34 protein-coding genes and 1 tRNA gene are annotated in these 26397 nt (G+C 73.5%); 17 read left to right on the top strand and 18 right to left on the bottom strand.

The annotated features are described in order from the left end of the window. Nucleotides 1-305: 305 nt before the first annotated feature. The gene (locus UO65_RS30110; RefSeq protein ID WP_035289431.1) at nt 306-527 is read right to left on the bottom strand and encodes a DUF3618 domain-containing protein; all 222 of its coding nucleotides are present in this window, start codon (nt 525-527) and stop codon (nt 306-308) included. 113 nt (nt 528-640) lie between these two features. Between UO65_RS30110 and UO65_RS30115 the strand changes: the two genes are divergently transcribed. The 9 genes from UO65_RS30115 (at nt 641) to UO65_RS30155 (ending at nt 5655) form a co-directional block, all read left to right on the top strand. After that, nucleotides 641-714 (top strand) — tRNA-Leu (locus UO65_RS30115). A gap of 167 nt (nt 715-881) precedes the next feature. After that, entirely contained in the window at nt 882-1370 is a 489-nt protein-coding gene (locus tag UO65_RS30120; protein WP_035289434.1) for a hypothetical protein, read from the top strand. Further along, nucleotides 1367-1723 carry a hypothetical protein gene (locus tag UO65_RS30125; RefSeq protein ID WP_035289437.1) on the top strand — a complete coding sequence of 119 codons (357 nt, stop codon included), beginning with the start codon at nt 1367-1369 and terminating at the stop codon, nt 1721-1723. The genes UO65_RS30120 and UO65_RS30125 overlap by 4 nt, the downstream gene beginning before the upstream one ends. 127 nt (nt 1724-1850) lie before the next feature. Beyond that, entirely contained in the window at nt 1851-2330 is a 480-nt protein-coding gene (gene smpB / locus UO65_RS30130; protein ID WP_035289440.1) for an SsrA-binding protein SmpB, read from the top strand. 22 nt (nt 2331-2352) lie between these two features. Beyond that, nucleotides 2353-2538 carry a hypothetical protein gene (locus UO65_RS30135; RefSeq protein ID WP_035289442.1) on the top strand — a complete coding sequence of 62 codons (186 nt, stop codon included), beginning with the start codon at nt 2353-2355 and terminating at the stop codon, nt 2536-2538. A gap of 187 nt (nt 2539-2725) precedes the next feature. Further along, a complete protein-coding gene (locus UO65_RS30140; protein WP_052022007.1) occupies nt 2726-3259 on the top strand; it encodes a hypothetical protein in 534 nt (177 codons plus the stop codon). Between the two features lie 24 nt (nt 3260-3283). Next, a complete protein-coding gene (bcp, locus tag UO65_RS30145; protein WP_035289445.1) occupies nt 3284-3772 on the top strand; it encodes a thioredoxin-dependent thiol peroxidase in 489 nt (162 codons plus the stop codon). Between the two features lie 105 nt (nt 3773-3877). Beyond that, entirely contained in the window at nt 3878-4777 is a 900-nt protein-coding gene (locus tag UO65_RS30150) for a serine hydrolase (RefSeq protein ID WP_052022008.1), read from the top strand. Nucleotides 4778-4824: 47 nt separating this feature from the next. Then, nucleotides 4825-5655, top strand: coding sequence for a serine hydrolase (locus tag UO65_RS30155; protein WP_052022009.1), 831 nt, complete (start codon nt 4825-4827; stop codon nt 5653-5655). A gap of 7 nt (nt 5656-5662) precedes the next feature. Here the strand turns inward: UO65_RS30155 and rdgB are convergent, their stop codons facing one another. The 6 genes from rdgB to UO65_RS30185 all read right to left on the bottom strand — a co-directional run bounded on the left by rdgB (nt 5663) and on the right by UO65_RS30185 (nt 10036). Beyond that, complete coding sequence (gene rdgB / locus UO65_RS30160; RefSeq protein ID WP_035289448.1) at nt 5663-6268, bottom strand: RdgB/HAM1 family non-canonical purine NTP pyrophosphatase; 606 nt, start codon at nt 6266-6268, stop codon at nt 5663-5665. Beyond that, nucleotides 6265-7050 carry a ribonuclease PH gene (gene rph / locus UO65_RS30165; protein WP_035289450.1) on the bottom strand — a complete coding sequence of 262 codons (786 nt, stop codon included), beginning with the start codon at nt 7048-7050 and terminating at the stop codon, nt 6265-6267. Before rph ends, rdgB begins: the two co-directional genes overlap by 4 nt. Before the next feature lie 23 nt (nt 7051-7073). After that, the gene (locus tag UO65_RS30170; protein ID WP_035289453.1) at nt 7074-7844 is read right to left on the bottom strand and encodes an MBL fold metallo-hydrolase; all 771 of its coding nucleotides are present in this window, start codon (nt 7842-7844) and stop codon (nt 7074-7076) included. Nucleotides 7845-7881: 37 nt separating this feature from the next. Next, a complete protein-coding gene (murI, locus tag UO65_RS30175) occupies nt 7882-8676 on the bottom strand; it encodes a glutamate racemase (protein ID WP_035289455.1) in 795 nt (264 codons plus the stop codon). Further along, the gene (locus UO65_RS30180) at nt 8673-9308 is read right to left on the bottom strand and encodes a rhomboid family intramembrane serine protease (RefSeq protein ID WP_035289457.1); all 636 of its coding nucleotides are present in this window, start codon (nt 9306-9308) and stop codon (nt 8673-8675) included. The genes murI and UO65_RS30180 overlap by 4 nt, the downstream gene beginning before the upstream one ends. A gap of 83 nt (nt 9309-9391) precedes the next feature. Continuing rightward, nucleotides 9392-10036 carry a LuxR family transcriptional regulator gene (locus tag UO65_RS30185; RefSeq protein ID WP_035289460.1) on the bottom strand — a complete coding sequence of 215 codons (645 nt, stop codon included), beginning with the start codon at nt 10034-10036 and terminating at the stop codon, nt 9392-9394. A 92-nt stretch (nt 10037-10128) separates the two neighbouring features. On the opposite strand from UO65_RS30185, the gene UO65_RS30190 reads away from it, so the two are divergent. Beyond that, on the top strand, nt 10129-10980 hold the full coding sequence (locus UO65_RS30190) for an oxidoreductase (protein WP_052022010.1): 852 nt from the start codon (nt 10129-10131) through the stop codon (nt 10978-10980). Here UO65_RS30190 and UO65_RS30195 read toward each other — a convergent pair. The 8 genes from UO65_RS30195 to clpS form a co-directional block, all read right to left on the bottom strand. After that, a complete protein-coding gene (locus tag UO65_RS30195) occupies nt 10970-11695 on the bottom strand; it encodes an aspartate/glutamate racemase family protein (RefSeq protein ID WP_052022012.1) in 726 nt (241 codons plus the stop codon). The genes UO65_RS30190 and UO65_RS30195 overlap by 11 nt on opposite strands. 20 nt (nt 11696-11715) lie before the next feature. Beyond that, a complete protein-coding gene (locus tag UO65_RS30200) occupies nt 11716-12174 on the bottom strand; it encodes an SRPBCC family protein (RefSeq protein ID WP_035289462.1) in 459 nt (152 codons plus the stop codon). A gap of 45 nt (nt 12175-12219) precedes the next feature. Further along, nucleotides 12220-13170 (bottom strand): PLP-dependent cysteine synthase family protein, encoded by a 951-nt coding sequence (locus UO65_RS30205; protein ID WP_035289465.1) that lies wholly within the window; start codon nt 13168-13170, stop codon nt 12220-12222. A 23-nt stretch (nt 13171-13193) separates the two neighbouring features. Continuing rightward, a complete protein-coding gene (locus UO65_RS30210) occupies nt 13194-13472 on the bottom strand; it encodes a MoaD/ThiS family protein (protein WP_035289469.1) in 279 nt (92 codons plus the stop codon). 79 nt (nt 13473-13551) lie between these two features. Continuing rightward, the gene (locus UO65_RS30215; RefSeq protein ID WP_035289472.1) at nt 13552-14016 is read right to left on the bottom strand and encodes a M67 family metallopeptidase; all 465 of its coding nucleotides are present in this window, start codon (nt 14014-14016) and stop codon (nt 13552-13554) included. 41 nt (nt 14017-14057) lie between these two features. Continuing rightward, nucleotides 14058-14684: a P1 family peptidase gene (locus UO65_RS30220; protein WP_233427899.1), complete on the bottom strand. Its 627-nt coding sequence runs from the start codon at nt 14682-14684 to the stop codon at nt 14058-14060. Between the two features lie 5 nt (nt 14685-14689). Beyond that, a complete protein-coding gene (locus UO65_RS30225) occupies nt 14690-15250 on the bottom strand; it encodes a DUF2017 domain-containing protein (RefSeq protein WP_035289475.1) in 561 nt (186 codons plus the stop codon). Further along, entirely contained in the window at nt 15247-15546 is a 300-nt protein-coding gene (gene clpS, locus UO65_RS30230; RefSeq protein ID WP_035289478.1) for an ATP-dependent Clp protease adapter ClpS, read from the bottom strand. The genes UO65_RS30225 and clpS overlap by 4 nt, the downstream gene beginning before the upstream one ends. Before the next feature lie 127 nt (nt 15547-15673). Between clpS and UO65_RS30235 the strand changes: the two genes are divergently transcribed. Further along, the gene (locus tag UO65_RS30235) at nt 15674-16972 is read left to right on the top strand and encodes a nicotinate phosphoribosyltransferase (protein ID WP_035289481.1); all 1299 of its coding nucleotides are present in this window, start codon (nt 15674-15676) and stop codon (nt 16970-16972) included. Continuing rightward, nucleotides 16969-17544 (top strand): isochorismatase family protein, encoded by a 576-nt coding sequence (locus UO65_RS30240; RefSeq protein ID WP_035289483.1) that lies wholly within the window; start codon nt 16969-16971, stop codon nt 17542-17544. Before UO65_RS30235 ends, UO65_RS30240 begins: the two co-directional genes overlap by 4 nt. A 22-nt stretch (nt 17545-17566) precedes the next feature. Here UO65_RS30240 and wecB read toward each other — a convergent pair whose 3' ends face one another. Then, entirely contained in the window at nt 17567-18685 is a 1119-nt protein-coding gene (wecB, locus tag UO65_RS30245; RefSeq protein ID WP_035289486.1) for a non-hydrolyzing UDP-N-acetylglucosamine 2-epimerase, read from the bottom strand. A 463-nt stretch (nt 18686-19148) separates the two neighbouring features. Between wecB and UO65_RS30250 the strand changes: the two genes are divergently transcribed. Further along, a complete protein-coding gene (locus UO65_RS30250; protein ID WP_035289488.1) occupies nt 19149-20495 on the top strand; it encodes a glycosyltransferase in 1347 nt (448 codons plus the stop codon). 14 nt (nt 20496-20509) lie between these two features. Here the strand turns inward: UO65_RS30250 and UO65_RS33855 are convergent, their stop codons facing one another. Beyond that, nucleotides 20510-21226, bottom strand: a complete 717-nt coding sequence (locus UO65_RS33855; RefSeq protein ID WP_152552355.1) for a hypothetical protein — start codon at nt 21224-21226, stop codon at nt 20510-20512. Between the two features lie 132 nt (nt 21227-21358). On the opposite strand from UO65_RS33855, the gene UO65_RS30260 reads away from it, so the two are divergent. Then, complete coding sequence (locus tag UO65_RS30260; RefSeq protein WP_035289491.1) at nt 21359-23401, top strand: ATP-dependent DNA helicase; 2043 nt, start codon at nt 21359-21361, stop codon at nt 23399-23401. Between the two features lie 35 nt (nt 23402-23436). Further along, nucleotides 23437-23757: a hypothetical protein gene (locus UO65_RS30265; RefSeq protein ID WP_035289494.1), complete on the top strand. Its 321-nt coding sequence runs from the start codon at nt 23437-23439 to the stop codon at nt 23755-23757. 25 nt (nt 23758-23782) lie between these two features. On the opposite strand, the gene UO65_RS30270 is transcribed toward UO65_RS30265, so the two are convergent. Next, on the bottom strand, nt 23783-24376 hold the full coding sequence (locus UO65_RS30270) for an HdeD family acid-resistance protein (RefSeq protein ID WP_035289497.1): 594 nt from the start codon (nt 24374-24376) through the stop codon (nt 23783-23785). 116 nt (nt 24377-24492) lie between these two features. On the opposite strand from UO65_RS30270, the gene UO65_RS30275 reads away from it, so the two are divergent. Beyond that, the gene (locus tag UO65_RS30275) at nt 24493-25491 is read left to right on the top strand and encodes a dihydroxyacetone kinase subunit DhaK (RefSeq protein ID WP_035289502.1); all 999 of its coding nucleotides are present in this window, start codon (nt 24493-24495) and stop codon (nt 25489-25491) included. 14 nt (nt 25492-25505) lie between these two features. Beyond that, entirely contained in the window at nt 25506-26117 is a 612-nt protein-coding gene (dhaL, locus tag UO65_RS30280; protein ID WP_035289505.1) for a dihydroxyacetone kinase subunit DhaL, read from the top strand. Nucleotides 26118-26397 lie beyond the last annotated feature (280 nt).

The raw sequence follows: 26397 nt of genomic DNA on the forward strand, positions 1-26397 counted from the left end.
AGCCTGCCTGGGCAGTGGGGCACTCTTTTCGCCCCACTCGGTCACACCAGGCACGTGATCGCTGTAGGGGCCCCGCCCAAGCAGATCCACCCACCCGGGCACGCCCCAAAAAGTCCCGGGCTTTGAAACCACGGCACGGCTGAGCAGATCAGCCCACCCCCAGCACCCGCAACAAACCCCGGTGCTGGAAACACAGCCAAGCGGAGCCACAGAGGCACCGCCAAGGGGACCAAGACACCGCCGAGAGAAACCCCGGCAGGCAGAGCGAGTCGTCCTCAGCCGCCGAAGCGGCTGAGGACCTCCCACTAGCTGAAGATCCTGCGCACCACGAGCAGGCCCACCAGCACACCCACGCCGATGAGGGCGTACTTGACCTTCGGTTCGTCGAGCTTCGAGCGGGCCTCGGCCTTGGCGTTGTCCACCAGCCGCTTCGGGCTCGCCTTGGTGCCCAGTTGGTCCAGGGTCGCGGCGAGCGCGTCACGCGCCTGTTCGATCTCGCGCTGGATGGTGTCGGGGTCGCGGGCCACGTGTCCTCCTAGGAAACCGCCGTCGGCGGGCACCACGGTAGATCACCCACCGGCCGCCCCGCGCGCCGGCCACGCCGTTACCCTGGGGCGTGGCCGTCGACACAGGCGGCCCCGGGACCGTAGCCCAATTGGCAGAGGCACACGGTTTAGGTCCGTGCCAGTGAGAGTTCGAGTCTCTCCGGTCCCACCCTTCCGCACCGACCCGCGTCAGCCTCAGTGCCGTGGCCACGGCACTGGATTCAGACACAGGTCCGACCTGGCCCGATCCCACTGCGGTCGCCCACCGCAGCGGGCACGCACGAGATCGACCGGTGACCACTGGACCGGAGACTAGTTTTAAACTAGTTTGCAACTATGCCTTCTACTGCGTCCGAGATCAACTTCAGCGACTTGTCCAACAAACCGGCCGACTCGGTGCGCAAGCTGCAGGAGGCGCCGAACCAGACACTCCTCGTACACCGGCGGGGCGGTGAAGAGGATCTGGTGCTCACGACGGCCAGCCGGGCGAACGAAGTGCGAGAGGTCGTGGCGACCACCACCACCCTCTTCATCGCCCTGATGCAGCAGCACGCGGAGGTCCGCGGGCTCGTCACGGACGTCATGCCGAAGGCCTTCCCGTGGGTGCGATTCCTGCCTCGTGAGGACATGCAGGCCTTCGTCGTCGAATTGGTCCACACCCTCGAGGCCGCGAACTCGCTCGGCACGCCTGCGCCGGTCACCCGACTGATCGCCGAGTGGCAGCACACCGCTGAGGTCCACGCCGATCCGCGACTGCTGAAGATCCTGCGCCAGGAGGGCGAGGACCTGGGTGACGTTCCCGCACCCGGGGCAGCCTCCGCGTGAGCCCGAAGAGGAACGACCCGGTCGCACCGCCGACCGTCGGCGGTGAATGGCGCGTGAGGTACAGCAAGAGCGATGCCGTCGACGGGTGGGGCGAACTGGAGAACCGTGCGGCCAACAACCTGCGTGACGCATGGGAGACCATGCGTCACGACCCCGGCCCGGGGCCGGGCAAGCCGACCGACAGACATCACCAGTTGAAAGGCAACCTGGCCGACGGCACCCACGGCGGACGACTCCTACCACGCTGGCAGATCGAGGTCACCGGCGGAGATCGCGTCTGGTACCTGCTCGACGTCGAGAAGCACACGGTGTGGGTCGAGTACGCGGGCCCGCATCCGAAAGTGACCGACTAGCAGGACTCCGGGCAGCGGCGACGACGATCGCCGGAGCCCGCGAGAACTGGTCGGCCTCGCGCAGATGCCGGGTCGAACGCCCGCGGACGGCAAACAGGTCGTCCGTCCCTCGAAGTAGGCTGGGGGCATGGCGAAGAAGCCGCAGCCGGGGACGATCGCGTCGAACCGGAAGGCGCGGCACGACTACCTGGTGCTCGACACGGTCGAGGCCGGGGTGGTGCTGGTCGGGACCGAGGTGAAGAGCCTGCGGTTGGGGCGGGCCTCGCTCGTCGACTCCTTCGCCACGATCGACGACGGTGAGGTGTGGTTGCGCGGACTGCACATCGCCGAGTACGCGTTCGGGACGTGGACCAACCACACGCCGCGGCGGGTGCGCAAGCTGCTGCTGCACCGGCGGGAGATCGACAAGCTGGCGCTGCGGGTGCACGAGGGCGGGTTGTCCCTGGTGCCGCTGTCGATGTACTTCGCCGACGGGCGGGTGAAGGTGGAGTTGGCGCTGGTGAAGGGCAAGAAGTCCTGGGACAAGCGGGCGAGCCTGGCCACCCGGGACGCCGAGCGGGAGATCGCGCGGGCGTTCTCGAACCACATCAGGGGGCGCGGGCGCTGAGCGCTGTGGGACGATTCACAGCGTGCGCGCGCCCCGACCCCTCGCCGCGCTCCTGCGGCTGGTGGACCGGTTCGAGGAGCGGGGGGTGCACGTGCCCGGGGCCGACGACAACCGGGCCGTGGCGCCGTGGCGGGACTTCGGCTGGTTGATCGCCGCCTGGCTGGTCGGGGTCGGGCTGTTCGTCCTGTTCTTCGCCTTCGCCGCCTGAGGAACCGGGGAACCGCGGGTCGCGGCCGTGGCGTCGATCACCCGGTGTGCGCCGCTGGTCACGGCTCGGCCACAGCACGACACCAGGTCCGACTCAACCCCGCATCCGCTGCGGCGGTGGACCGCGCCTGCCGTCATGGTGGAGTGCGCACACCCCCGCGTCCCCCTCCGCGAGAAAGGCACGTCCGGTGAAGCTCGCCCGTCTGACCGCGGCCGCCTGCGCGGCGCTGGTGGCCGTCGCGGGTTGCGGTGCGGACGACTCCGCCCCCACCCAGGCCCCGACCCCGCCGCCGACGACCCTCAGCGACAAGGTCGCCCGGTCCGGGGGCCCCGCCTCCCGCGGCGGCGAGCGGACCTCCCTCGGCTCCGGTCTGACCATCACCGTGTCCGAGGCGAAGTCGTTCGTGCCGACGAACTCGGCCTCGCCGCCCGCCGTGCGGGCGGTCGGGTTCGACATGGCGGTGGAGAACGACGGCCCGGCCCCCTACAAGCCGACGCTGCTGTCGCTGTCGGCCACCGCCAACGGCACCGCCACCCAGCAGGTCATCGACTCCACCCAGGGCTACACCGGCGTCGTCGGCGGCCCGGAGGTGAAGCCGGGTGAGACGCTGCGGTTCTCGGTGGCCTTCGCCGTGCCGCAGGAGAAGACCTGGGTGCACATCGGTGCCGCGCCGGAGCCGGGGGCCGGGAGCGCGGTGACGGTGTTCAGCGAAACCGCCTGAGTCGGGCCCGCTAGCGTCCACGCCATGAGCGAGACAAAGCCGGTCCCCCCTGGACGACTCTCCGCGGGCGACCCCGCCCCCGACTTCACCCTCCCCGACAGCGAGGGCAACCAGGTTTCGCTGTCGGACTTCCGCGGCCGGTCCGTGGTCGTGTACTTCTACCCGGCCGCGGCGACGCCGGGGTGCACCAAGCAGGCGTGCGACTTCCGCGACAACCTGGCCGAGCTGGGTGAGTCGGGCTACGCCGTGCTCGGCATCTCCCCGGACAAGCAGGCGAAACTGGCCAAGTTCGTCGCCGACGAGGGCCTGACGTTCCCGCTGCTGTCCGACGCGGACAAGGCGGTCATGAACGCCTACGGCGCCTTCGGCGAGAAGACCATGTACGGCAAGACGGTCACCGGCGTGATCCGCTCCACCTTCGTCGTCGACCCGGAGGGTGTGCTGAGTCACGCCCAGTACAACGTGCGGGCCACCGGTCACGTCGCCAAGCTGCGCAAAGACCTCAAGATCTGATCCGGGGCAACCTCCCGGCCCGCCGCGGCGTAACGGCTCGCAGCACGGGGAAGTTGAGTTCCGGACGGGTCAACTTCCCCGGCCGGGGGTCGCGTTCTTCCGGGCATGCGCCGTTGGCTCCTGCTCCCCGTCCTCGCCCTCGCGGTCGGTTGCTCGACCACCCCGGACCCCGGCCCGACCGTGCTGGCCGCCCCGGTGATCGCACTGCCCGCCCCGGCCGAGCAGGACACCGCCGCCCCGCTCCCACCCGCGACCACGGCGCCACGGCCGTCCGACAGACCCCGGCCGACGCCGTCCGGACCCGCTCCGACGGCGTCGGCGGTGGTCGGTGCCGTGCGCGGGGTGGACCGGGCCGCCGAGGTGGGGCTGCTCGTGCTGGACCGGGAGACCGGCACCGAGGTCGTCTCGGCGCTGCCGGACCGGCGGTTCCGGTCGGCGTCGCTGGTCAAGCTGCTGATCGCGGTGGACGTGCTGGAGGCCGGGGCGGACACCGCGACCCGGAAGCAGGTCGCGCGGATGCTGCGGTTGTCCGACGACGACATCGCCAGCGCCCTGTGGGTGCGGCGCGGCGGCGCGGCGCTGGTGACCCGGGCCGCCCGGGCGATGGGCCTGCGCGACACCCGCCCGCCCGCCATCCCCGGCCGCTGGGGCGACGTGCTGCTGACCGCCCGCGACGTGGCCGGGGTCTACACCCACGTGCTGGAGGCGCTGCCCGCCGCCGACCGCGCGCTGGTCGTCGACGCGCTGGCCGCCGCGCCGCGGTCCGCGGCGGACGGGTTCGACCAGCACTTCGGCATCCCGGACGGGCTGAGCGCGCCGTGGGCGGTGAAGCAGGGCTGGTCGGATTCGACGCGGGACATCGTCGTGCACAGCACCGGTCTGGTGGGGGCGGGGTGGCGCTACGTCGTCGTGCTGCTGACCGAGCACCCGCTGCGCACGGCCTGGTCCACGGCCGCGAAGTCGGTCACCGCCGGAGCCCGGACCCTGGACGCGGTGCTCCGATAAATTAGTTGTCGGTTGAACTATTTTTCTCGGTCGAGCGTTGTACCCGCATGAGCGGGTGGCGGAAGCGGCTGTCGGTGGCGAGCGTGGTGGTCGCGATCGCCGCGGGCCTGGGTGGTTCCACGGCCGAGGCGTGCCAACCGCCCGCTGCCGCCGTGGCTCCTGAGCAGGCCGCACCCGGCGCGGGGGCACCGGTCCCCCAAGCCCGAGCGCTCTCCGCCGACCCGGTGGTCCACGCCGTGCGGGGCGCGGTGGCGGGCGCCTCGGTGGGGCTCGTGGTGTGGGACGCGGAAACCGGTCAGACCGTGCTGTCCACCGGCGCGGACCGGGCGTTCCACTCGGCGTCGCTGGTGAAGCTGCTCGTGGCCGTGCGGGCCGCGGGCCACCCGGAGTACGCCACCCGCGTCGAGCGGATGCTGCGCGACAGCGACGACGACGCCGCCAGCGCCCTGTGGGGCCTGCTCGGCGGCGACGCGCTCCCCACGACCGCCGCGGCCGAGATCGGCACCGCGGGCGTCACCGACCCGGACATCGCGGGCCGCTGGGGCAACACCCTGCTCACCCCCGACGCCGTGCTGGCCACCTACCGGTACCTGATGGCGGAACTGCCCGAACTGCTGGCCCCGCTGGCCGCCGCGCCGCAGCTCGCCGCGGACGGCTTCGACCAGCACTTCGGCATCCCGGCCGCCTTCGACGACTGGGCGGTCAAGCAGGGGTGGGGCAACGGCAGCGGCTTCACCGCCGTGCACTCCACCGGTGTCGTCGCCGACCGGTACGTGGTCGTGCTCATGGCCGAGTTCCCGGCGGGCACCGGGTTCAGCGCCGGGGCGGCAGCCGTGACCGCCGGGGCGCAGGCCCTGGCCGCGCTGCTGAACGCCTAGCGCGCGATCACTGGGCCAGCACGCGCAGGTACGGGACCAGCAGCCGCAGGGCGCGGCCGCGGTGGGAGACGGCGTCCTTCTCCTCCGGTGCCATCTCCGCCGAGGAGCGGGTCCCGCCCTCGGGCACGAAGATCGGGTCGTAGCCGAAGCCGTTGGTGCCGCGCGGTTCCCGGCTGATCGTGCCGCGCCACTCGCCGCGCAGGGTGGTCTCGGTGCCGTCCGGGAGGACGAAGGCGACCACGCAGACGAAGCCGCCGCCGCGCCGCTCGTCGGGCACGTCGGTGAGCTGGCCCAGGAGCAGGTCGAGGTTGGCCTGGTCGTCGCCGTGCCTGCCGGACCAGCGGGCGGAGAGGACCCCGGGCATGCCGTTGAGGGCGTCGACGGTGACGCCGGAGTCGTCGGCGATGACCGGGAGGCCGGTTTCGCGGACCGCGTCGCGGGCCTTGGCCAGGGCGTTCTCCTCGAACGTGGCCCCGGTTTCGGGGGCGTCGGGGAACTCGGGGAGGTCGGCGAGGCCGACGATCTCCACCCCGTGCACGTTCTCGGCCACCAGGATGCGCCGCAACTCCGCCAGCTTCTTCTGGTTGCGGGTGGCGAGCAGGACCCGGCTCACTTGCCCGCCTTCGGCTGGGTGGACTTGGCGGGCTTCGGTTCGGGCAGGGTGCCCGGGTACGGCAGGGCCAGTGCCTCGGCCTGCACGCGGTTGATCTCCGCGCACCCCTGCAGCGCCAGGTCGACCATCTTGTCCAGGGTGGAGCGGGCGAACGTGGCGCCCTCGCCGGTGCCCTGCACCTCGATCAGGGTGCCCGCGTCGGTGGCGACGACGTTCATGTCGACCTCCGCGCGCGAGTCCTCCTCGTAGGGCAGGTCCAGGCGGATGCGGCCGCCGACCACGCCGACGCTGACCGCCGACACCGCGCAGGACAGCGGCTGGGGGTCGGCGAGCCTGCCGCCGGCGGCCAGCCAGGTGACCGCGTCGGCGAGGGCGACGTAGGCGCCGGTGATGGCCGCGGTGCGGGTGCCGCCGTCGGCCTGGATCACGTCGCAGTCGAGGTGGATGGTGTTCTCGCCGAGCGCGGCCAGGCCGATGCAGGCGCGCAGGGAGCGGCCGATGAGCCTGCTGATCTCGTGCGTGCGGCCGCCGACGCGGCCCTTGACCGACTCGCGGTCGCTTCGGGTGTTGGTGGCCGACGGGAGCATCGCGTACTCGGCGGTGACCCAGCCGAGCCCGGAGCCCTTGCGCCAGCGCGGCACGCCCTCGGTGACGCTGGCCGCGCAGAGCACCCTGGTGCGGCCGAACTCCACGAGCACCGAGCCCGCGGGCCAGTCCTGGTAGCCGCGGGTGATCTTGATGTCCCGGAGCTGGTCGTCGTTCCTGCCATCGCTTCTCACCACGTCGGCCAGCCTAGATGGGCCACTCAGACCTCGTAGCTCGCGCCCTGCCGCACGATCACCACATCGCCCCGGTAGGCCGCCCTGGCCTCGGCGAGGACGGCAGCGGAGTCGGTCCACGGCGGGATGTGGGTGAGCAGCAGCCGACCCACCCCGGCCTGCGCGGCGATCTCGCCCGCCTCCCGGCCGGACAGGTGCAGGTCGGGGATCACCGCGCCGGAGTGCGTCCAGGACGCCTCGGCGAGGAGGGTGTCGACGTCGTGCACCAGGTCGGGGAGCACGGCGTTGACCCCGGTGTCGCCGGTGTAGCCCAGGCTGCGGCCGCCGTGGCTGATCCGGAAGCTGTAGGACTCGCACGGGTGCGCGGCCGGGGCCGCGACGACCTCGAACGGGCCGACCTGGAACTTGCCGGTGTTCAGCGGCACGAAGTCGTAGACGTCGGACAGGTCGGTGACCTGCCGGTCGGCCTCGTCGGTGCCGTACTGCGCGCTGAACCGGGTCGGTGCCTCCGCGGGGGCGTGCACCGGCAGCTTGTTCGCCCGCGGGTCGATCGTCGGCGCCGGGTGGTAGCGGCGGTAGACGCTCAGCGCGGAGAAGTCGGCGCAGTGGTCGGCGTGCAGGTGCGAGAACAGCAGGGCGTCGAGCTCGAACGGGTCGCGCAGGGCTTGCAGCGCGGAGAAGGTCCCGTTGCCGAGTTCGACGCCGAGCAGGAACCCCTCGGCCTCCAACAGGTAGCCGGAGGCGGGGGCACCGGGTCCGGGGACGCTCCCGGAACAGCCGAGGACGGTCAGCAGCACGTCGGACAGCCTGTCACACGCGGGGCCCTCCGCACGATCACCGGATGGCCGAGGGGGCCACCCCGGCCAGTTCCGGGCCGAGGAACCGGCGGGCCAGGCGGTGGAACGGTTCAGCCTCCCCGGTGGTCCGGAACTCGTGCGGCCCGGGGTCACCCTCCTCGGCCACCTGACCACGTTCGGTGAGCACCCGGAAGACGTCCTTGGCGCACTCCTCCGCGCTCGACACCAGGGTCACGTCGGGTCCCATCACCACCTGGATGAGGCCGGTGAGCAGCGGGTAGTGCGTGCAGCCGAGGACCACGGTGTCGACCTCGGCCTGCTGGAGGGGTTCGAGGTAGGTCTGCGCCAGGCCGAGGATCTGGCGGCCCGCGGTCACACCGCGTTCCACGAAGTCGACGAACCGGGGGCAGGCCGAACCGGTCACGGTGATGCCCGCGGCGGCGGCGAACGCGTCGTCGTAGGCGCGGGACCGAATCGTTCCAGCGGTTCCGATCACTCCGACCCGCCCGGACCGGGTGGCGGCCGCGGCCCGCCGGGTGGCCGGGACGATCACCTCGACCACGGGCACGTCGTAGCGTTCGCGGGCGTCACGCAGACAGGCCGCCGAGGCCGTGTTGCAGGCGATGACGAGCATCTTGACCCCGTCGGCGACAAGGCCGTCGGCGATGTCCAGCGCGCGGGCGCGGACCTCGGCGATGGGCTTGGGGCCGTACGGGCTGTGCGCGGTGTCGCCGACGTAGCGCAGCCGCTCGTGCGGGAGCTGGTCGAGGATGGCGCGGGCGACGGTCAGCCCGCCCACCCCGGAGTCGAAGATCCCGATCGGCGCGCTCACGCCGGGAACACCGGGGGCGCGGTGGCCTGCCGCTTGGCGACCCCCTTGTTCGCCTGCGCGACGAACCAGGCCGCGAGGACACCGCCGACCGCCCCGAACAGGTGCCCCTGCCAGGAGATCCCCTGGTTGCCCGGCAGCACCCCGAACAGCATCGTGCCCCAGTACAGCAGCAGCGCGGCGGCGACGCCGAGCTGCACCGCGCTGCGGTTGAACAGGCCGCGGACCAGCAGGAACAGCAGCCAGCCGAAGCAGATCCCGGACGCGCCGACGGTGACGCCCGGCGCGCCGGTCAGCCACACGCCGACCCCGGAGACGACCCAGATGGTGGCGGTCACCGCGACCCACTGGCCCAGCCCGTTGGCCATGGCCAGGAAGCCGAGCACGAGGAACGGGAGCGTGTTGCCGATCAGGTGCCCCCAGCCGCCGTGCAGCAGGGGCGCCCACAGGATGCCGTCGAGCCCGGACACCGAGCGCGGGATGATCCCGTTCTGGTCGAGCTGCGCGGGCAGGATGACGTCGACCAGCTCCACCAGGTAGAGCAGCGCGGTGAACGCCCCGATCACGATCCCGGCCTGAGCCGGGTTCGGCGGCAGGACGCGGGCCGAGGGGGCCTTGACGGGCGAAGTGCTCACGGTTCGAGGCTACGTGTTTTCCGCACCCCGGGTATCCGGGACGACCCCGAGACCGGCCCCGGGGCGCACCGCTCCCCGACGCGTCAGATCAGGCCCAGTTCGCGGGCCCGGACACCCGCCTGGAACCGGGTCTCGGCGCCGAGGGCGGCCATCAGCTCGGCCACCCGGCGCCGGTAGGTGCGCACGGACAGGCCGACGGTGCGGGCGGCGGTCTCGTCCTTGGCGCCGGCGGCCAGCGCCTCCAGCACCCGCGGCGCCAGCGCCCGCAGGTCGGTCCGGTCGGCGTCCCACAGCGCCAGCGGGGCGGCGGTGGCCCACGCGGTGTCGAACAGCGAGGCGATGCCCTGCACGACCTCGGGCACCGTGACGACGCTGTAGCCGCGGGGGCCGTGCGCGGTGTCGCCCGCCAGGACGGCCACCCTGCGGTCGATCAGGACCGTCTCGTTCACCTCGCGCTCGGGCACCCGCACCTCGGCGCCGAGGTCGGCCATGGTGTGCGCGTAACCGGCGAAGGCGGGGTCGAGCAGCAGGCCCGCGCGGTAGAGCTTGCGGACCCGCACCCCCGGCGGGAACCGGGTGGCGGGCACCGACGCGGTGCGCGTGACCACCCAGGAGAAGAGCTGGTCGACGGCGCAGCTGATCTCGGTGCGCGCGTGCGCGAAGGCGTGCGCCAGCCACGGGTACAGCTCCTGCTCGCCGCGCACGACGGTGATCCCGGATGTCGTCATCGGTTCCAGTGTGCACCTGGAGCGGCACCAGGTCGGGAGCGAGTCCGGTGGCAGAGTCCTGCCAAAGCGAGCCCTCCCGCGCGGGAGGGGGCATGGTGGAGGCCATGCAGAAGAACGGGAAGCTCGGGGCGGCCGAGGTCGGCCGCATCGGGTACGGAGCGATGCAGTTGGCGGGCCCGCACGTGTTCGGGCCGCCGGAGGACCGCGACGCCGCGGTGGCCGTGCTGCGGCGGGCGGTCGAACTGGGTGTGCGGCACCTGGACACCTCGGACTACTACGGCCCGTACGTGGTGAACGAGATCATCGCCGAGGCGCTGCGGCCCTACCCCGACGACCTGGTGCTGGTCACCAAGGTGGGCGCGCGCCGCGACGCCGACGGCGGGTGGCCGGAGGCGCTGGAGGCCGACGACCTGCGGCTGGCCGTCCGGGAGAACCTGGACCGCCTCGGGGTGGACAGCATCGACGTGGTCAACCTGCGGATGCCCGGGTTGACCGGCCCGGTGGAGCGCTCGCTCGCCGAGCCGTTCGGGGTGCTGGCCGAGCTGCGCGAGCAGGGGCTCATCAAGGAGCTGGGTGTCAGCAACGTCACCGCCGCGCAGCTCACCGAGGCGCGGTCGATCGCGCCGGTGGTGTGCGTGCAGAACCTGTTCAACGTCGTCGACCACAGCGACGACGCGCTGGTGGACGAGACCGCGGAGCTGGGCATCGCCTACGTGCCGTTCTTCCCGCTCGGCGGGTTCACCCCGATCCAGGCCGAGGCCCTGAACCGGGTCGCCGCGCGCCACGGCGCCACCGACCGGCAGGTCGCGCTGGCCTGGCTGCTGCACCGGTCGCCGAACATCCTGCTGATCCCGGGCACCTCGTCGATCGCGCACCTGGAGTCCAACCTGGCCGCGGGCGACATCGAGCTGACCGAGGAGGACCTGGCCGACCTCACCCTGTGAACCGACGACCCGGCCCTGGCCGCTGGTCGGCCAGGGCCAGGTCGACGGCGAGTTCGGCGTGCAGGCGGGTGGTCGGGAACACCGGCACCGGGCTGTCCCGGGTGGACACCAGCAGCTCGATCTCGGTGCACCCCAGGACCACCCCCCGCGCGCCCCGCTCGACCAGCCTGCCGATCACCTCGCGGTAGACCTGCCTGGACGACTCCTCGACGACCCCGAGCACCAGCTCCTCGTAGATGATCCGGTGCACCTCGGCGCGGTCGGCGGCGCCCGGGGTGAGCACGTCGAGGCCGTGCGCGGCGAGCCTGCCGGTGTAGAAGTCCTGCTCCATGGTGAAGGCGGTGCCGAGCAGGCCGACGCGGGTCAAGCCAGCGGCGGTCACGGCCTCGGCGGTCGCGTCGGCCAGGTGCAGCAGCGGCACGCCGAGCCCGTCGGTGATGCGGTCGGCGACCTTGTGCATGGTGTTGGTGCACAGGACGACGACCTCGGCCCCCGCCCGCACCAGCGCCCGGGCCGCGTCCGCGAGCACCGCGGCGGCGTCGTCCCAGCGGCCCTCGACCTGCATCCGCTCGATCTCGGCGAAGTCCACCGAGTACAGCACGCACCGCGCCGAGTGCAGCCCGCCCAGCCGCTCCCGCACGCGCTCGTTGACGATCCGGTAGTACTCCGCCGAGGACTCCCAGCTCATCCCGCCCAGCAGGCCGATCACCTTCATGGCGGCCATTGTGCCCGGGTTCAGGCCAGGGATCGGGACAGGCGCACCAGGCTCTCGGCCATGGTCCGCCCGATCGCCGCGGCGCCGAACAGGTGCAGGGCGATCGCCCGGCCGACGCCCGCCGGGGTCAGGGTCTGCGCGAGGCGCACCCGGGTCGCGCCGCCCTGCGCGGTCAGCTCCACCCGGAACACCACACCGGTGGCCCGCACCGGGGCCGGGTCGCCGTCGAGGCGTTCGGCCCGGTGCGCCCAGGCGATCACCCGCTCCGGGGTGAACTCCACGACCTCCTGGTCGACCTCCTGCCTGCGCCCCTCGAACCGGGCGTGCTGCACCCGCGCCTCACCGAGGCCGGAGCCGGTCACCACGTCCACCCGGTCGGCGAAGCTGAACCAGTCGGGCAGGCGCGCCGCGTCGGAGACCACCGGCCACACCTCGGTGACCGGGGCGTCGACCACCGCGGTGCGGGAGATTGTCGGCATGACCGGCCACCCTAGGACACGGCGGGCGACCCCGGGGCACGGCGGTCAGGCCCAGAGGTGCCCGTCCAGCCGCTCGGCGGCCTCGTCGAGGCTGCCGCTGTAGGCGCCGGTGGACAGGTACTTCCAGCCGCCGTCGCAGACGATGAAGACGATGTCGGCCTCCCCGCCCCGGTTGGCGACCTTCTCCGCGACCGACAGCGCCGCGTGCAGGATCGCGCCGGTGGAGATGCCCGCGAAGATGCCCTCGGTCTCCAGGAGCTGGCGGGTGCGGCGCAGCGCGTCGTAGGAGCCGACCGAGTAGCGGCCGGTCAGCACCTCGGGGTCGTACAGCTCGGGCACGAACCCCTCGTCGAGGTTGCGCAGGCCGTAGACCAGCTCGCCGTAGCGCGGCTCGGCCGCCACGATCTCCACGTCCGGCTTCTGCTCGCGCAGGTACCGGCCCACCCCCACCAGCGTGCCGGTGGTGCCCAGCCCGGCGACGAAGTGGGTGATCGACGGCAGGTCCCGCAGGATCTCCGGACCGGTGCCGCGGTAGTGCGCGCCCGCGTTGTCCGGGTTGCCGTACTGGTAGAGCATCACCCAGTCCGGGTGCTCCTTGGCCAGCTCCTTCGCCCGGCGGACGGCCTCGTTCGAGCCGCCCGCCGCGGGCGAGAAGACGATCCGGGCCCCGTAGGCCTGCAGGAGCGTCCTGCGCTCCTCGGAGGTGTTCTCCGGCATCACGCAGACCAGCCCGTAGCCCTTGAGCTTGGCGGCCATGGCCAGCGAGATGCCGGTGTTGCCCGAGGTGGGCTCCAGGATGGTGTTGCCGGGCAGCAGCACCCCGTCGCGCTCCGCGGCGGTGATCATGGCCAGCGCGGGCCGGTCCTTGATCGAGCCGGTCGGGTTGCGGTCCTCGAGCTTGGCCCACAGCCGCACGTCCGCCGACGGCGACAGCCGCGGCAGCCCGACCAGTGGGGTGTCGCCGAGCGCGTCGAGCAGTGAGTCGTAGCGGGCCATCGGAACAACCTCCCGGACAGGGGTTAGCGCGAGCCGCCGGCCACGGCGGGGAGGATGGTCACGTTGTCGCCGTCGGCGACCTTGGCCTCGAGGCCACCGGCGAAGCGCACGTCCTCGTCGTTGACGTAGACGTTGACGAACCGGTGCAGGGCGCCGTCCTTGACCAGGCGCTGCTTGAGGCCGCCGTGGTTGGCCTCCAGGTCGTCGATGACCTCGGAGAGGGTGGTGCCCGCGGCGGGGACCGACTTCTCCCCACCGGTGTGGGTGCGCAGGATGGTCGGGATCGAGACCGTGACGGCCATGGTGGAACCTCCGGGGTGTGCCAGTGCTACAGGGGAAGACGTGCGGGATCGCACCGGGTATTCCCGGGTGCGCGGTTGATCACTGTTCGGGTGCCCCGCCCGGGCCGGGGTCGGCGGACCGGTAGGACTCGACCACCTCGATCGGTTCCTCGGTGATCTCCCCGTCGACGATCCGGTAGGACCGCAGTTCGTGCTCCCGCGGGTCCCGGGTGGAGACCAGCACGTAGTGGGCGAACGGCTCGGAGGCGTAGGAGACGTCCGTGCGCGACGGGTAGGCCTCGGTGGCCGTGTGCGAGTGGTAGACCACCACCGGCACCTCGTCGTTGGCGGCCATCTCGCGGTACAGCCGGAGCAGGTCCGCGGAGTCGAACTCGTAGAACGTGGGCGAGCGGGCGGCGTTGAGCATCGGGATGAACCGCTCGGGGCGGTCCGAGCCGTCGTCCGGGCCCGCGATGACGCCACAGGCCTCGTCCGGGTGGTCCCGGCGGGCGTGGGCGACCAGCGCGTCCACGAGGTCTCGGCGGATCGTCAGCACGGCACCCATCCTACTGGGTGGTTACCGGGCTCCCAGTCCGTGAGAGCCGCTCACCGGTCGGCGGCCTCGGCGCGGAGCACCTGGTAGGCGACCGTGACGCTGTCCGCCGCGGCGCCGCATAGGGCGTCCAGCTCCAGCGGCCCGGCTGGCGGCCGGGTGCCGGTGGCGGCGGCGAACACCGTGGTCGCGACATCCGGCGCCCCGGCCCGGACCAGGCCGTCGCGGGCGGAGATGGCCACCCGCCTGCACCGCGCCTTGTCCAGTTCCGCGTCCACCACCACGACCACGACGGCGCCCTCGACCAGGGCCGCCACCCCGTCGACCGCCCACTCCCCGGCCGCCCGGCAGGCCAGGTGGCCCGCCTCGGCGTCGGGCGCGGGTCCGCCGGGGTTGGTCGCGGCGGGCACGATCGGCACCACCTGCCCCGGCCCCTCCCCCACCCGGAAGCCCCGGTCGCGCTCGCGCAGCCAGCGCAGCACCCCGTCGGCGGCGGCCAGCCCGGCGGGCCCGCCGGAGGCCACGCACACCGCGTCGACCCGGCCCACCAGGTTCTCCGGGGCCAGCACGTCCAGCTCCCGGGTGCCGGGCGCCCCGCCGCGGGCGTCGACGCCGCCGACGGTGCCCTCGTCGAAGAGCACCACCAGCGCGCCGCCGTGCCTGCCGAGCCGGACGGGCACCGGGGTCAGTCCTCGGAGAGGGCTTGGACCAGCGACTCCTGCACCCAGGTCAACCAGTGGTAGACGGCCAGGTGCGGGCTGCGCGGGTCGTCGTCGGGCAGCTCCTCGGGCATGTCGTCGGTCACCTCGATGGCGGTGCCCAGCGCCAGCCGCACGTCGTTGAGCGCGCTGAGCCACGCGTCGGCCTGCTCCAGCGACAGCCGGACCTCGCCGCCGTGGGTCGGGCAGGTCCCCAGCACCACCGCGGCCACCCCGACCTTGACGTCGAGCAGGCCCGGCTCGTGCAGCGAGCGCAGCATGGCGGCCGAGTCCAGGTCCTCCTTCGACGGGTTGTCGTCGTCGAGGCGGTGGAAGTCGGGCAGCAGCCGCGACAGGATCGGGTCGTCCGGGGAGCTGGTCGGCCCGGTGCGGATGCCGGTCAGCTCGGCCAGCTCGTCCTGCGGGGTCTCCTCGACCCTGGCGCGCAGCATGTCGTCGATCTGCGAGACCAGGCCGCGCAGCACGGCGGCCTCCTGCTTGTCGATGTCGGCGAAGAGCTTGTCGCCCTTGCGCTTCCACGGCTTCACGAGGTGTGCTCCATCGTCGCCCACAGGCCCGCGGCGTGCAGCTTCGCCACGTCGCCCTCGACCTTCTCCTTGCTGCCCGAGGAGACGATCGCCTTGCCCTCGTGGTGCACGTCGAGCATCAGCTTGGTCGCCTGGTCGCGGCTGTAGGCGAAGAGTTTCTGGAACACGTAGGTCACGTACGACATCAGGTTGACCGGGTCGTTCCACACGACGGTCTGCCACGGGCGGTCCTCGGCCACCACCTCGGACCCGGCCGGGTCGGCCTGTGTCTGCTCCATGTCGACTGGCGCGGTCATGGGTCAATGGTGGCACGAGCGGATTCACCGGGTTCAGCGGATCTTCATTCGAACGGAGTAGAACGTCACAGATCACTTCGGCGTCCACCGGACACACCGGACCGTTCGGCGCCCTAGGCTGCTCCGCATGGCTGGGACCACGGCACTGCTGACCGACCACTACGAGCTGACGATGCTGTCCGCGGCGCTGGCCGACGGCACGGCCTCCCGGCGCTGCGTCTTCGAGGCGTTCGCCCGCAAGCTGCCCGAGGGCAGGCGCTACGGGGTCGTCGGCGGCACCCGGCGCGTGGTGGACGCCATCACCGACTTCCGCTTCGGCCCCGAGGAGGTGGCCCACCTGCGGGCGACGGGCGTGGTCGACGAGACCACCCTGTCGTGGCTGGCGGACTACCGGTTCGGGGGAGACGTCGACGGCTACGCCGAGGGCGAGCTGTACTTCCCCGGCTCCCCGGTGCTGACCGTGCGCGGCACGTTCGCCGACGCGGTGGTCCTGGAGACGGTGGTGCTCTCGATCCTCAACCACGACAGCGCGATCGTCTCCGCGGCGGCGCGGATGGCGGGGGCGGCGAACGGGCGGCCGATCATCGAGATGGGCGGTCGGCGCACGCACGAGCGGGCCGCGGTGTCCGCGGCGCGGGCGGCGTACCTGGCCGGTTTCGGCACCACCTCGAACCTGGAGGCCGGGCGGAGCTGGTCGATCCCGACGTCGGGCACCTGCGCGCACGCGTTCACCCTGCTGCACGACAGCGAGAAGGAGGCGTTCGAGGCGCAGGTCGCCGCCCTCGGGGTGGGCACGACCCTGCTCGTGGACACCTACGACATCACCGCGGGCATCGAGACCGCGGTGGCGGTGGCGGGCCCGGAGCTGGGCGCGGTGCGCATCGACTCCGGCGACGTCGGCGTGCTGGCCCGCCAGGCCCGCGAGCAGCTCGACGCGCTGGGCGCCACCGGGACCCGGATCGTGGTCTCCGGCGACCTCGACGAGTACGCGATCGCCGCCCTGCGCGCGGAACCGGTCGACGCCTACGGCGTGGGCACCTCGGTGGTCACCGGCTCGGGCAGGCCGACCGCGGGCATGGTCTACAAGCTGGTCGAGGTCGAGGGGCGGCCGGTGGCCAAGCGCAGCTCGCACAAGGAGTCGCGCGGCGGCCGCAAGCTGGCCCTGCGCAGGCACAAGCCCACCGGCACCGCGCTGGAGGAGGTCGTCTACCCGGCCGAGGGGCCCGCCCCGGAGGCGGGCGAGCACGACCGGCCGCTGCAGATCCCGCTGATCAGGGGTGGGCAGGTCGTCGAGGACCTGCCCACCCTGGAGGACAGCCGCAACCGGGTGCGGCAGGGGCTGGTCAGCCTGCCCTGGGAGGGCCTCAAGCTCTCGGCGGGCGAACCCGCCATCCCCACCGTCCACCTCACGCGGGAGCAGTCGTGAACCAGTCGGGCAAGAACGCGCTGATCGTCGTCGACGTGCAGAACGACTTCTGCGAGGGCGGCTCGCTGGCCGTGCCGGGCGGGGCCGCGGTGGCCGCGGCGATCAGCGCGCACGTGGCGGCGGGCGGCTACGACCACGTCGTGGCCACCCGCGACTACCACGTCGACCCGGGCGGGCACTTCAGCGAAACCCCGGACTTCGTCGACAGCTGGCCGGTGCACTGCGTGGCTGGCACCCCGGGCAGCTCGTTCCACCCGGAGCTGGACGTCAGCCCGGTCGAGGCGGTCTTCTCCAAGGGCGCCTACGCCGCGGCGTACTCCGGCTTCGAAGGCGAGGGGCCGGGCGGCGCGTCGCTGACCGACTGGCTGCGCGCCCGGGGGGTGGACCGGGTGGACGTGGTCGGCATCGCCACCGACCACTGCGTCCGCGCCACCGCCCTGGACGCCGCCGCCGCGGGCTTCGCCGTCACCGTCCGCCTCGACCTCACCGCGGGTGTCGCCCCGCCCACGGTCGAGTCGGCCCTGGCCCAGCTCCGCTCCGCCGACGTCACCCTGGTGGGCACCGTCGGCTGACCCGGGAACGCCGGGCCGCCGGTCAGGAGGCCGTGGCCATCGGCGGCCGGGCGCGCAGCACCCGGTCGAGCGCCGCGCACACCCGCGCGGCGGCGTAGCCGTCCCCGAACGGGTTCGCCCGGTCGCGGACGCGCAGTTCCCCGGAGAGCACCCGGTCGGCCGCGTCGAGGACGCGGGCCCGCTCGGTGCCCACGAGCCAGGCGCAGCCCGCGTCCACGGCCTCCCGGCGCTCGGTGCTGTCGCGGGTGAGCAGCACCGGCACGCCGAAGGTGGGCGCCTGCTCCTGGATGCCGCCGGAGTCGGTCAGCACCAGCTCGGCGCGGCGCAGCAGCCAGACCAGGTCGGGGTGGTCCAGCGGCTCGGTGACGGTGACCGCCGGGTGCCCGCCGAGCGCGGCGGCGACCTGCGCGCGGACGCCCGGGTTGGGGTGCGCGGGCAGCACCGCGCGCACCCCGCGGTGGCGTTCGAGCAGCGCGCGCACGGCGCCGAGCACCCCGTCGAGCGGCGCCCCCCAGGACTCGCGGCGGTGCGGGGCGAGGAGCACCAGCCGGTCGGCCGTGCCCTCCAGCCCCCGCAGCACCGGGCTGGTGGGGCGCAGCCCGGACGCGGCGATCAGCCGGGCCGCGTCGACGGCCGTGCCGCCGGTGACGACGGTGGTGTCGGCGGGGACGTTCTCCGCGCGCAGCGCCGCCGCGGCGGCCGCGGTGGGCGCCAGGTGCAGCGCGGCGAGGCGGGCGACGAGCAGGCGGTTGCCCGCCTCCGGGGACGCGGTGCGCGGTCCCGCCTCCAGGTGCGCCACCGGGACACCGCGCCAGAACGCGGCGAGGGTGCCGCACAGGGCCGTGGTGGTGTCGCCCTGCACGACCACGGCGGCGGGGCGCACCCCGGCCAGCAGCGCGCCCAGCCGGGGCAGCAGCGCCGAGACCAGTTCGGCCTGCCCGCCCGCGCCCCGGCGCACCGGCAGCACCGCGTCGGGGGCCAGGCCGAACGGGGCCAGCGCCTGCTCGACCACGCCGACGTGCTGCCCGCTGTGCACGAGCACGGGACGCCTGCGCGGGTGCGCGGCCAGCTCCAGGGCGACGGGCGCGGCCTTGATCGCCTCGGAGCAGGTGCCCACCAGCACCAGGACGTCCTCACGCATGGCTCTTCCTCACCTCGTACGACAAGGCGCGGCCCCGGGCGGCCACCGCGTCCTCCCGAGGGGAACCGATCCATCCACAGTGGACATCCGGTCCGGGACCGCTCTTGCCCGGATCAACGACGGGACCCGGGTTGCGGAACGGGGTTTCGCCCGGAGGTGTGGTCCCCCGGCACGGGGTGTCGGTATTGCCCGGATCACCGCGCCGCACTACACGCACCGCTACCGCGCGCGTCACCCGATCCAGCGATGTTTTCCGGGTTCGCCGCACCACGATGATGTCGGACACACGCGTCACACGGGTGACGCCGACCCGCGGAGGACCCGTGGCACACCCGGAACCGGGCCCACCCCGGCGCGCGACGGCCGAACCCCCGGCCACCGCGCGCTCGTCCCTCCACTTCGGACTTGACTGGCCCGGGTCGCGGACACCCCCGCGGGCGACGCGCGAACCGGGGCGCGGGCGGTGAGCCCCGCGCTCCTCCTCGGCCTGACCCAGGCGCTCACGCTGGCGGCGGGCATCGCCTTCCTCTGCCACGCGGGCCTGGTCCTGCTCCCCCACCTGCGGCGCGGGCGTTCGGCCACCGGCGACGCGGACGCGCTGGAGTGGCACTTCCTGATCCCCTGCCGGGACCGCGAACCCGCCCTCGGCGACACGATCGGGTACCTCCGCGCCACGTTCCCCGCCGCCCACGTCTGGGTGATCACCGACCCCGGGGACGACACCGCGGACGTCGTCACCCGCCTGCGCGGTCCCCGCCATGGCGGCGACCGCCACCTGCACCTGGTCCGCGGAGCGCGCACCGGCGGGGGAGCCGCCCTCGACACCGCCCACCGCGAACTGAAGTCCTGGATGGGCGCCCACGCCGACACCGACCGCACCGTCGTCGTGGTCCTCGACGCCGACAGCCGCCCCGCGGCGAACTCCCTCGACGTCTGCGCCGCTCACCACCTCTTCGGCGACCCCGCTGTCGGCGCCGTCCGGGTCGACGTGCGGGTGGTCGACCGGCGCACCCCGCCTGCCGTGGACAGCACCCTCCGCCACCGCTTCGGCTCAGCCCTGGCTCGCGTGCAGGACCTGGAGTCCCGCGGCCCCGTCGCCGCCCACCTGCGCTCCCTGGACCGCACCGGCACCCCGGGTCTCCCCGGCCAGTTCACCAGGATGACCGCCCTGGACTCCACCGCCGACGACCCCGGCCCGTGGCGCGGCACGACGTCGGAGGACTCCGAACTCGGCACCCGCCTGGCGGGCAAGGGCTGGAAGACCGCGTTCACCGCGGACACCCACGTCGAGCAGGAGGCGCTGCCCGACCTGCGCCACCTCCTGGCCCAGCGGACCCGGTCCAACCAGGAAGCGCTGCGGCACATCCGCCACCTGCGCCGAATCCGGAACTCCGACCTGGGCCCCCTGGCCACGGCGAAACTGGTGCACCACCTCACCCGGCCGTGGACGAGCCCCCTCGCAGGCCTGGTCCGCCCGATCCCGTACCTGCTCCTGCTCGGCCACGTGGTGGGCAACCCGGCAGGCACCTGGACCTGGCTGACCGAAGGCGCGTGGGTCGCGTTCGCGGTGTACGGCGCCTCGGGCCTGCTGCCGTTCGCCGTCTGGGGCCCGATCCACCGCCACCACCACGAACCCGGCACCGGCTTCCCCAGGTCACTCGCCCACGGCTTGGCCTACGCGGTCTACGCCCGCACCGTCGACCTCACCTCGTGGCGAGCCGCGATCCGCCTGGCCCAGAGCCACAGCGGCGCACCGGGGACCCGACCCGCCAAGCGCCCGAACCTGGCGGCCGTGGCGCTCGAGCACTGAGCGGGGCCCGGCCGTCAGCCCTGCGCGGCCGGGGTGCAGGTGACCGTGCCGACCAGCAGGGTGCCGCTCTCCGGGCCGCCCTCGGGGAAGAAGCGGATCTTGAGCGCGCTCACCGTGACCGACCTGTCCTCGCGGTCCGGGGCGCTCACCGCGTTGACGGTGACGGCCGCCAGCGGCGGGTCGGCGGCGGTGGCGCCCGGGACGGTGATCGTGTGGTTGACCGGGAAGAACCACGGCGTCGACAGCCCGCTGACGCCCGCCAGGGTCGCCGCGGAGCTGACGCTGCGGCCCATCGTGGTGCAGCCCGCGCTGAACCGGCGCACCGTGATCGTCGGGCCGCCGTGCGCCCGCAGCGCGTCGATCCGGAAGTCGCGCCCCTCGGCGAACGCCTTGGCCACGCCGGTGCCCCGGTCGGGGGTGCAGGTGGTCTTGCCGGGGCCGAAGCCGACCGGGCCGCTGTCCGCGGCGGTGCCCCCGGTCGTGGCGGTGGGCGGGCCGCCCGCGGTGGACGCGCCGTCGGAGGTGCACGGCGCCAGGGGCTCCACCTCCACCGCCTCGGCACCGAGGGTGGCGGTCCCGCCGCCCACCGAGGCTTCGGCGCGCGCCGGGGCCGGGGCGGACGCGGCGGTCGGGGGTGCGGGCGGGGCGGCCACCGGGTCCGCCGCCGCGATCGCCGGGGCGCAGAACAGGGTGGACGCCAGGAACAGGGGCATCACAGCTCGCCGTGCCATTGCGGGTACCTCCATTCGGACCAGTGCCCCCAGTGCAGCCGAGCGACCACCCCGGCGCAGTGCCAGCCGGACGGGACAACCCGGTCGGGGGACGCGGTCGGGTTGTCCGACCCCACCGGTACCGTCTGCGCTGTGCCGGACTCCCTGCCTCCCCTCGGTGAGCTGCTGGCCACCGCGGTCGGTGCCGTCGGTGGCGCGGAACGACCTGGGCAGGTCAAGATGGCCGAGGCGGTGCAGGCGGCGATCCGCACCGGCGAGCACCTGGCCGTGCAGGCGGGCACCGGCACCGGCAAGTCGCTGGCCTACCTGGTGCCGTCCATCCGGCACGCGGTGGAGAAGGGCTCCACGGTCGTCATCTCCACCGCGACCATCGCCCTGCAACGGCAACTGGTCGACCGCGACCTGCCCCGCCTGGCCAAGGCCCTCGCCAAGCCGCTGAAGCGGACGCCGACCTTCGCCATCCTCAAGGGCAGGCGCAACTACCTGTGCCTGCACAAGCTCGACGGCGGCCCGGCCGACGACCTCGACGACCAGGTGCTGTTCGACCCGTTCGCCATCTCCCGCCTGGGCCGCGAGGTCACCCGGCTGCGGGAGTGGGCGAGCGACACCGAACTGGGTGACCGCGACGAGCTGGTGCCCGGCGTGTCCGAGCAGTCGTGGCGGCAGGTGTCGGTGTCGGCGCGGGAGTGCCTGGGGGCCGCGCGCTGCCCGATCGGGACCGACTGCTTCGCCGAGAAGGCGCGGGCCGAGGCCGGGCGCGCGGACGTCGTGGTCACCAACCACGCCCTGCTGGCCATCGACGCCCTCGGCACCGCCCAGGTGCTGCCCGAGCACGACGTGGTCGTCGTCGACGAGGCGCACGACCTGGTGGACCGGGTGACGTCGGCGGCCACCGGCGAGCTGTCCGCCTCCGCCGTGTCCGTCGCCGCCCGGCGGGTGGGCAGGCTGGTGGAGGAGGACGTCGCCGACCGGCTCGCCGAGAGCGGGGACGGGCTGGCCATGCTCCTGGAGGACGTGGCGGTCGGTCGGGTGGACGCGCTGCCCGACCCGCTGCGCGTCACCCTCACCGCCCTGCGCGACGCCGCCCAGCACTGCGTCACCGCGATCGGGCCGGAGAAGCGCGGCGGCGAGCCGGACGCGGTGAGCGCCCGCAAGCAGGCCCTGGCCGCCCTGGAGGACGTGCACGACACGGCCGTGCGGGTGCTGGAGGCCTTCGAGACCGACACCGCCCACCAGCGCGACGTGGTGTGGGTGACCGGCGACTTCGGGTCGCAGAACCCGCGCCCGCCGACGATGCGGGTGGCCCCGCTGAACGTGGCCGGGTTGCTGCGGGAGAAGCTGTTCGGCGAGAACACCACGGTGCTCACCTCGGCGACGCTCACCCTCGGCGGGTCGTTCGACGCCCTGGCCCGGCAGTGGGGGCTGCCGGTGGCGCAGAGCAGCGGCGTGAAGGTCGAGGGCGCCGCGATCGACAGGGAAGCCCCCGCCGACGAGGGCAAGGTCCGGTGGACCGGCATGGACGTCGGCTCCCCCTTCGACCACGCCAAGTCCGGCATCCTCTACCTGGCCAGGCACCTCCCCCCGCCGGGCCGCGACGGCCTGCCCCCGGCCTACCTCGACGAGCTGCGCGAGCTGGTCGAGGCGGCGGGCGGGCGCACCCTGGGGCTGTTCTCCTCGATGCGCGCGGCCAAGCAGGCCGCGGCGCAACTGCGGGAGGTCGTCGACGGCGAGATCCTCTGCCAGGGCGAGGACTCGACGTCACTGCTGGTCGGGAAGTTCGCCGAGAACCCGGCGACCTGCCTGTTCGGCACCCTGTCGCTCTGGCAGGGGGTGGACGTGCCCGGACCGTCGCTGTCGCTGGTGGTGATGGACCGGATTCCGTTCCCCCGGCCGGACGACCCGCTCGCCTCGGCCCGCCAGCGGGCGGTGGAGGCCAGGGGCGGCAACGGTTTCCTCACCGTCGCCGCCACCCACGCGGCCCTGCTGCTCGCCCAGGGCGCGGGCAGGCTGCTGCGCTCCATGGACGACCGCGGGATCGTGGCGATCCTCGACCCGCGCCTGTCCACGGCCCGCTACGGCGGGTTCCTGCGGGCCTCCCTGCCGCCGTTCTGGTCGACGACCGACCCGGCGGTGGTGCGCGGCGCCCTGCGCAGGCTGGCCGCCGCGGCGAGCTGATTCCCCTGTACGGCAAGACATCCCACGGAGGACGTGTGTCAGGCATTCCCGGCGAGGCGGACATCACCGTCGACGACGACGGTGTCCGGCGGCTGCTCGCGGACGGCACGGAGGAGTCGGTGTCGTGGGCGGACCTGGCCGAGGTGGCGATCCGCATCATCCCCGAGAGCGCCTGGAAGGAGGACACCTTCTTCATGCTGATGCGCGAGGGCGGCGGCGGCTGCGCGGTCCCCGCGGGCCACCCCAGCGCCGACGACCTGATGTCCCGCCTCCAGTCCCTCCCCGGCTTCGACAACGACGCCTTCGTCGAGGCGATGACCACCGACGAGGGTTTCTTCGTGGTCTGGCAGCGCTGACAAGGCCGGGCTTCGAGGGCGCACCCTAGCGTCCCGTGGCGGTGTGCAGCCTGCGCAGGGTGAACCCGAACCACACCATGCCGATGCCGCGCAACAGCAACGCCACCCCCAACCACACCGCCAGCGTCAGGATCGTCAACCCGGGCAGCACCAGCGCGAGCACCCCCACGACGAACGTCACCACCCCCAGCGCCAGCCACAGCCCCCACATCGGCAACCGCTTGCGCGCCGACAGCGCGGCGCCCACCTGCACGACCCCGCCGAGCACGAACCCGATGCCGACGCACACGGCCAGCGCCAGCAGCGTCATCCCCGGCCAGACCAGGGCGAGCACGCCGAGCACCAGCCACAGCCCGCCGAGCAGGTAGGCGGGCCACCCGGCCCGGTGCCTGCCCGCGGTGGCGATCTCGGCGGCGCCGTCGAAGATCAGCCCGATTGCGACCAGCACGGCCAGCGTCCCGGCGGCGGCGGCGAGGTCGGCCAGCAGGACGACGCCCAGCACGGCGACCAGGAAGCCCAGCACCGCGACCACCCACCACCGCCCGGTGAGCCGGTGCAGGACGCGGGTCGATTCGTGATCGGCCTTGATGGTGAACGCCCGGGGCGGGACCACGGTCATGGCGGACTCCTCTCCTCCCTCCCAGGATGGGACCGCGACGGCCCGCGCGCCTCCCGAACCCCGCCTCACCACCTCACCGACTCGACGGCGGGCGGCGCGGGGTCGACGATGGGGGCATGAGCCGCTACTTCGCCGAGTCCCCGGACGACCTGGTCGACGCCGGGCTGGCCGGGTTCGCCCTGGCGCACGCCGACCTGGTCGAGTTCACCCCGGACCCGGGCCACGTCACCGCCCGGTCGCCCGACCCGCGGCGGGTCGTCGGCCTGGTCTCCGGTGGCGGGTCCGGGCACGAGCCGCTGCACGCGGGTTTCGTCGGCGCCGGGATGCTGGACGCGGCGTGCCCGGGGCGGATCTTCGCCTCACCGCACAACCGGCAGGTGTACGCGGCGTCGAAGGCGGTGGCCAAGCCCGGCGGCGTGCTGCACGTGGTGAAGAACTACACCGGCGACAAGATCAACTTCGGTATCGCCGCCGAGCGCCTGCACCACGACGGCATCCGCTGCGCCCGGGTCCTGGTCGACGACGACGTGGCCACCGACTCCGCCGACATCGCCGTGGGCCGCCGCGGCACCGGCGCCACCGTGGTGGTGGAGAAGCTGCTCGGCGCCGCCGCCGACCAGGGCCGCGACCTCGACGCCCTGGTCGCCCTGGGCGAACGGGTCGCCGCGGGCAGCCGCAGCGTGGCGGTGGCCGCCGCCGCGCACACCTCCCCCGCCACCGGCACCCCCGCCTTCGACCTCCCCGACGACGGCATCGAGTACGGAGTCGGCATCCACGGCGAGCGCTCCGGCGCGGTCCGCCCCCACGGCCCGGTCGACGACCTGGTGCGCGACATGACCGGCAGCCTCGTCACCGCCCTCACCCTCACCCGGGGCGACCGGGTCATCGGCCTGGTCAACGGCCTCGGCCGCACGACCCCGCTGGAGCTGTACGGCCTGCACCACCGGTTCGCGACCGCACTCGCCGAACACGGGGTCGCACTGGAGCGCCACCTGGTGGGTTCGGTGGTGACGGCACTCGACATGCACGGCTTCTCCCTGTCACTCACCCGCACCGACGACGAGCTGACCGCGCTCTGGGACGCCCCCGCGCACACCGCCGCGTGGCCGGCCTGAGGAAGGACGCACAGATGACCGACTCCCCCGCCGCGGACTGGCTCCGCCGCTTCACCACCACCGCCCTCGACCGCGAGCCCGACCTGACCGCCCTCGACCAGGCCGCGGGCGACGGCGACTTCGGCGCCAACATCGCGGGCGCCGCCCGCCTCATCCAGTCCGAACTGGACGGCTTGGTAGCGGGAACCCCGGCAGCCGAGGTGATCGCCGCCGCGGCCCACGTGTTCCTGGACAGGGTCGGCGGCACCAGCGGCCCACTCTTCGGCCTCCTGCTGCAAGAGTTCGCAGCCGCGACGGTAAAAGCAGGCGACCTCACCCCAGCCGCCCTCACCGAAGGCACCACCAACGGCCTCGCCGCCATCCAACGCGTCGGCGAAGCCCAGGTGGGTGACAAAACCCTGGTCGATGCCCTGTCCCCCGCCGCAGACGCGCTCAAAGCCCTCCCACCGTCGACACCACTCACGGAGGCCTTCGCGGTCGCCGCTCGGGCAGCGGAGGAAGGAGCCGAGGCCACGGCGGGCATCCGCGCCCGCCGGGGCCGCGCCAGCTACGTGGGCGACCACGCCATCGGCGTCACCGACCCGGGCGCGATGACCATCGGCCTCCTGTTCGCCGCAGGCACCTGACCACTCGGAACCGACCCGGCCAGGCCAGGCCAGGCCGAACCGAACCAGGTCGAACCAGGGCCTGTCCTCAAAGCCAGCCCCCACGAACCGCCGGCCCGGCCAACAGACGCCCGGTGGGTGGATGTGCTCGGCGGCCAACCAGCCACCCTGAAAACCGCCGACCCGGCGAGCCAACTGCCCGGGTGGGTGGATGTGTTTGTCCAGCCGACCACCCCACAAACCGCCAGCCCGGCTAAGCAAACGCCCGGGTGGGTGGATGTGTTTGGCCGGGGGTGGCGAT

The organism is Actinokineospora spheciospongiae, assembly GCF_000564855.1.
Lineage (GTDB): Bacteria > Actinomycetota > Actinomycetes > Mycobacteriales > Pseudonocardiaceae > Actinokineospora > Actinokineospora spheciospongiae.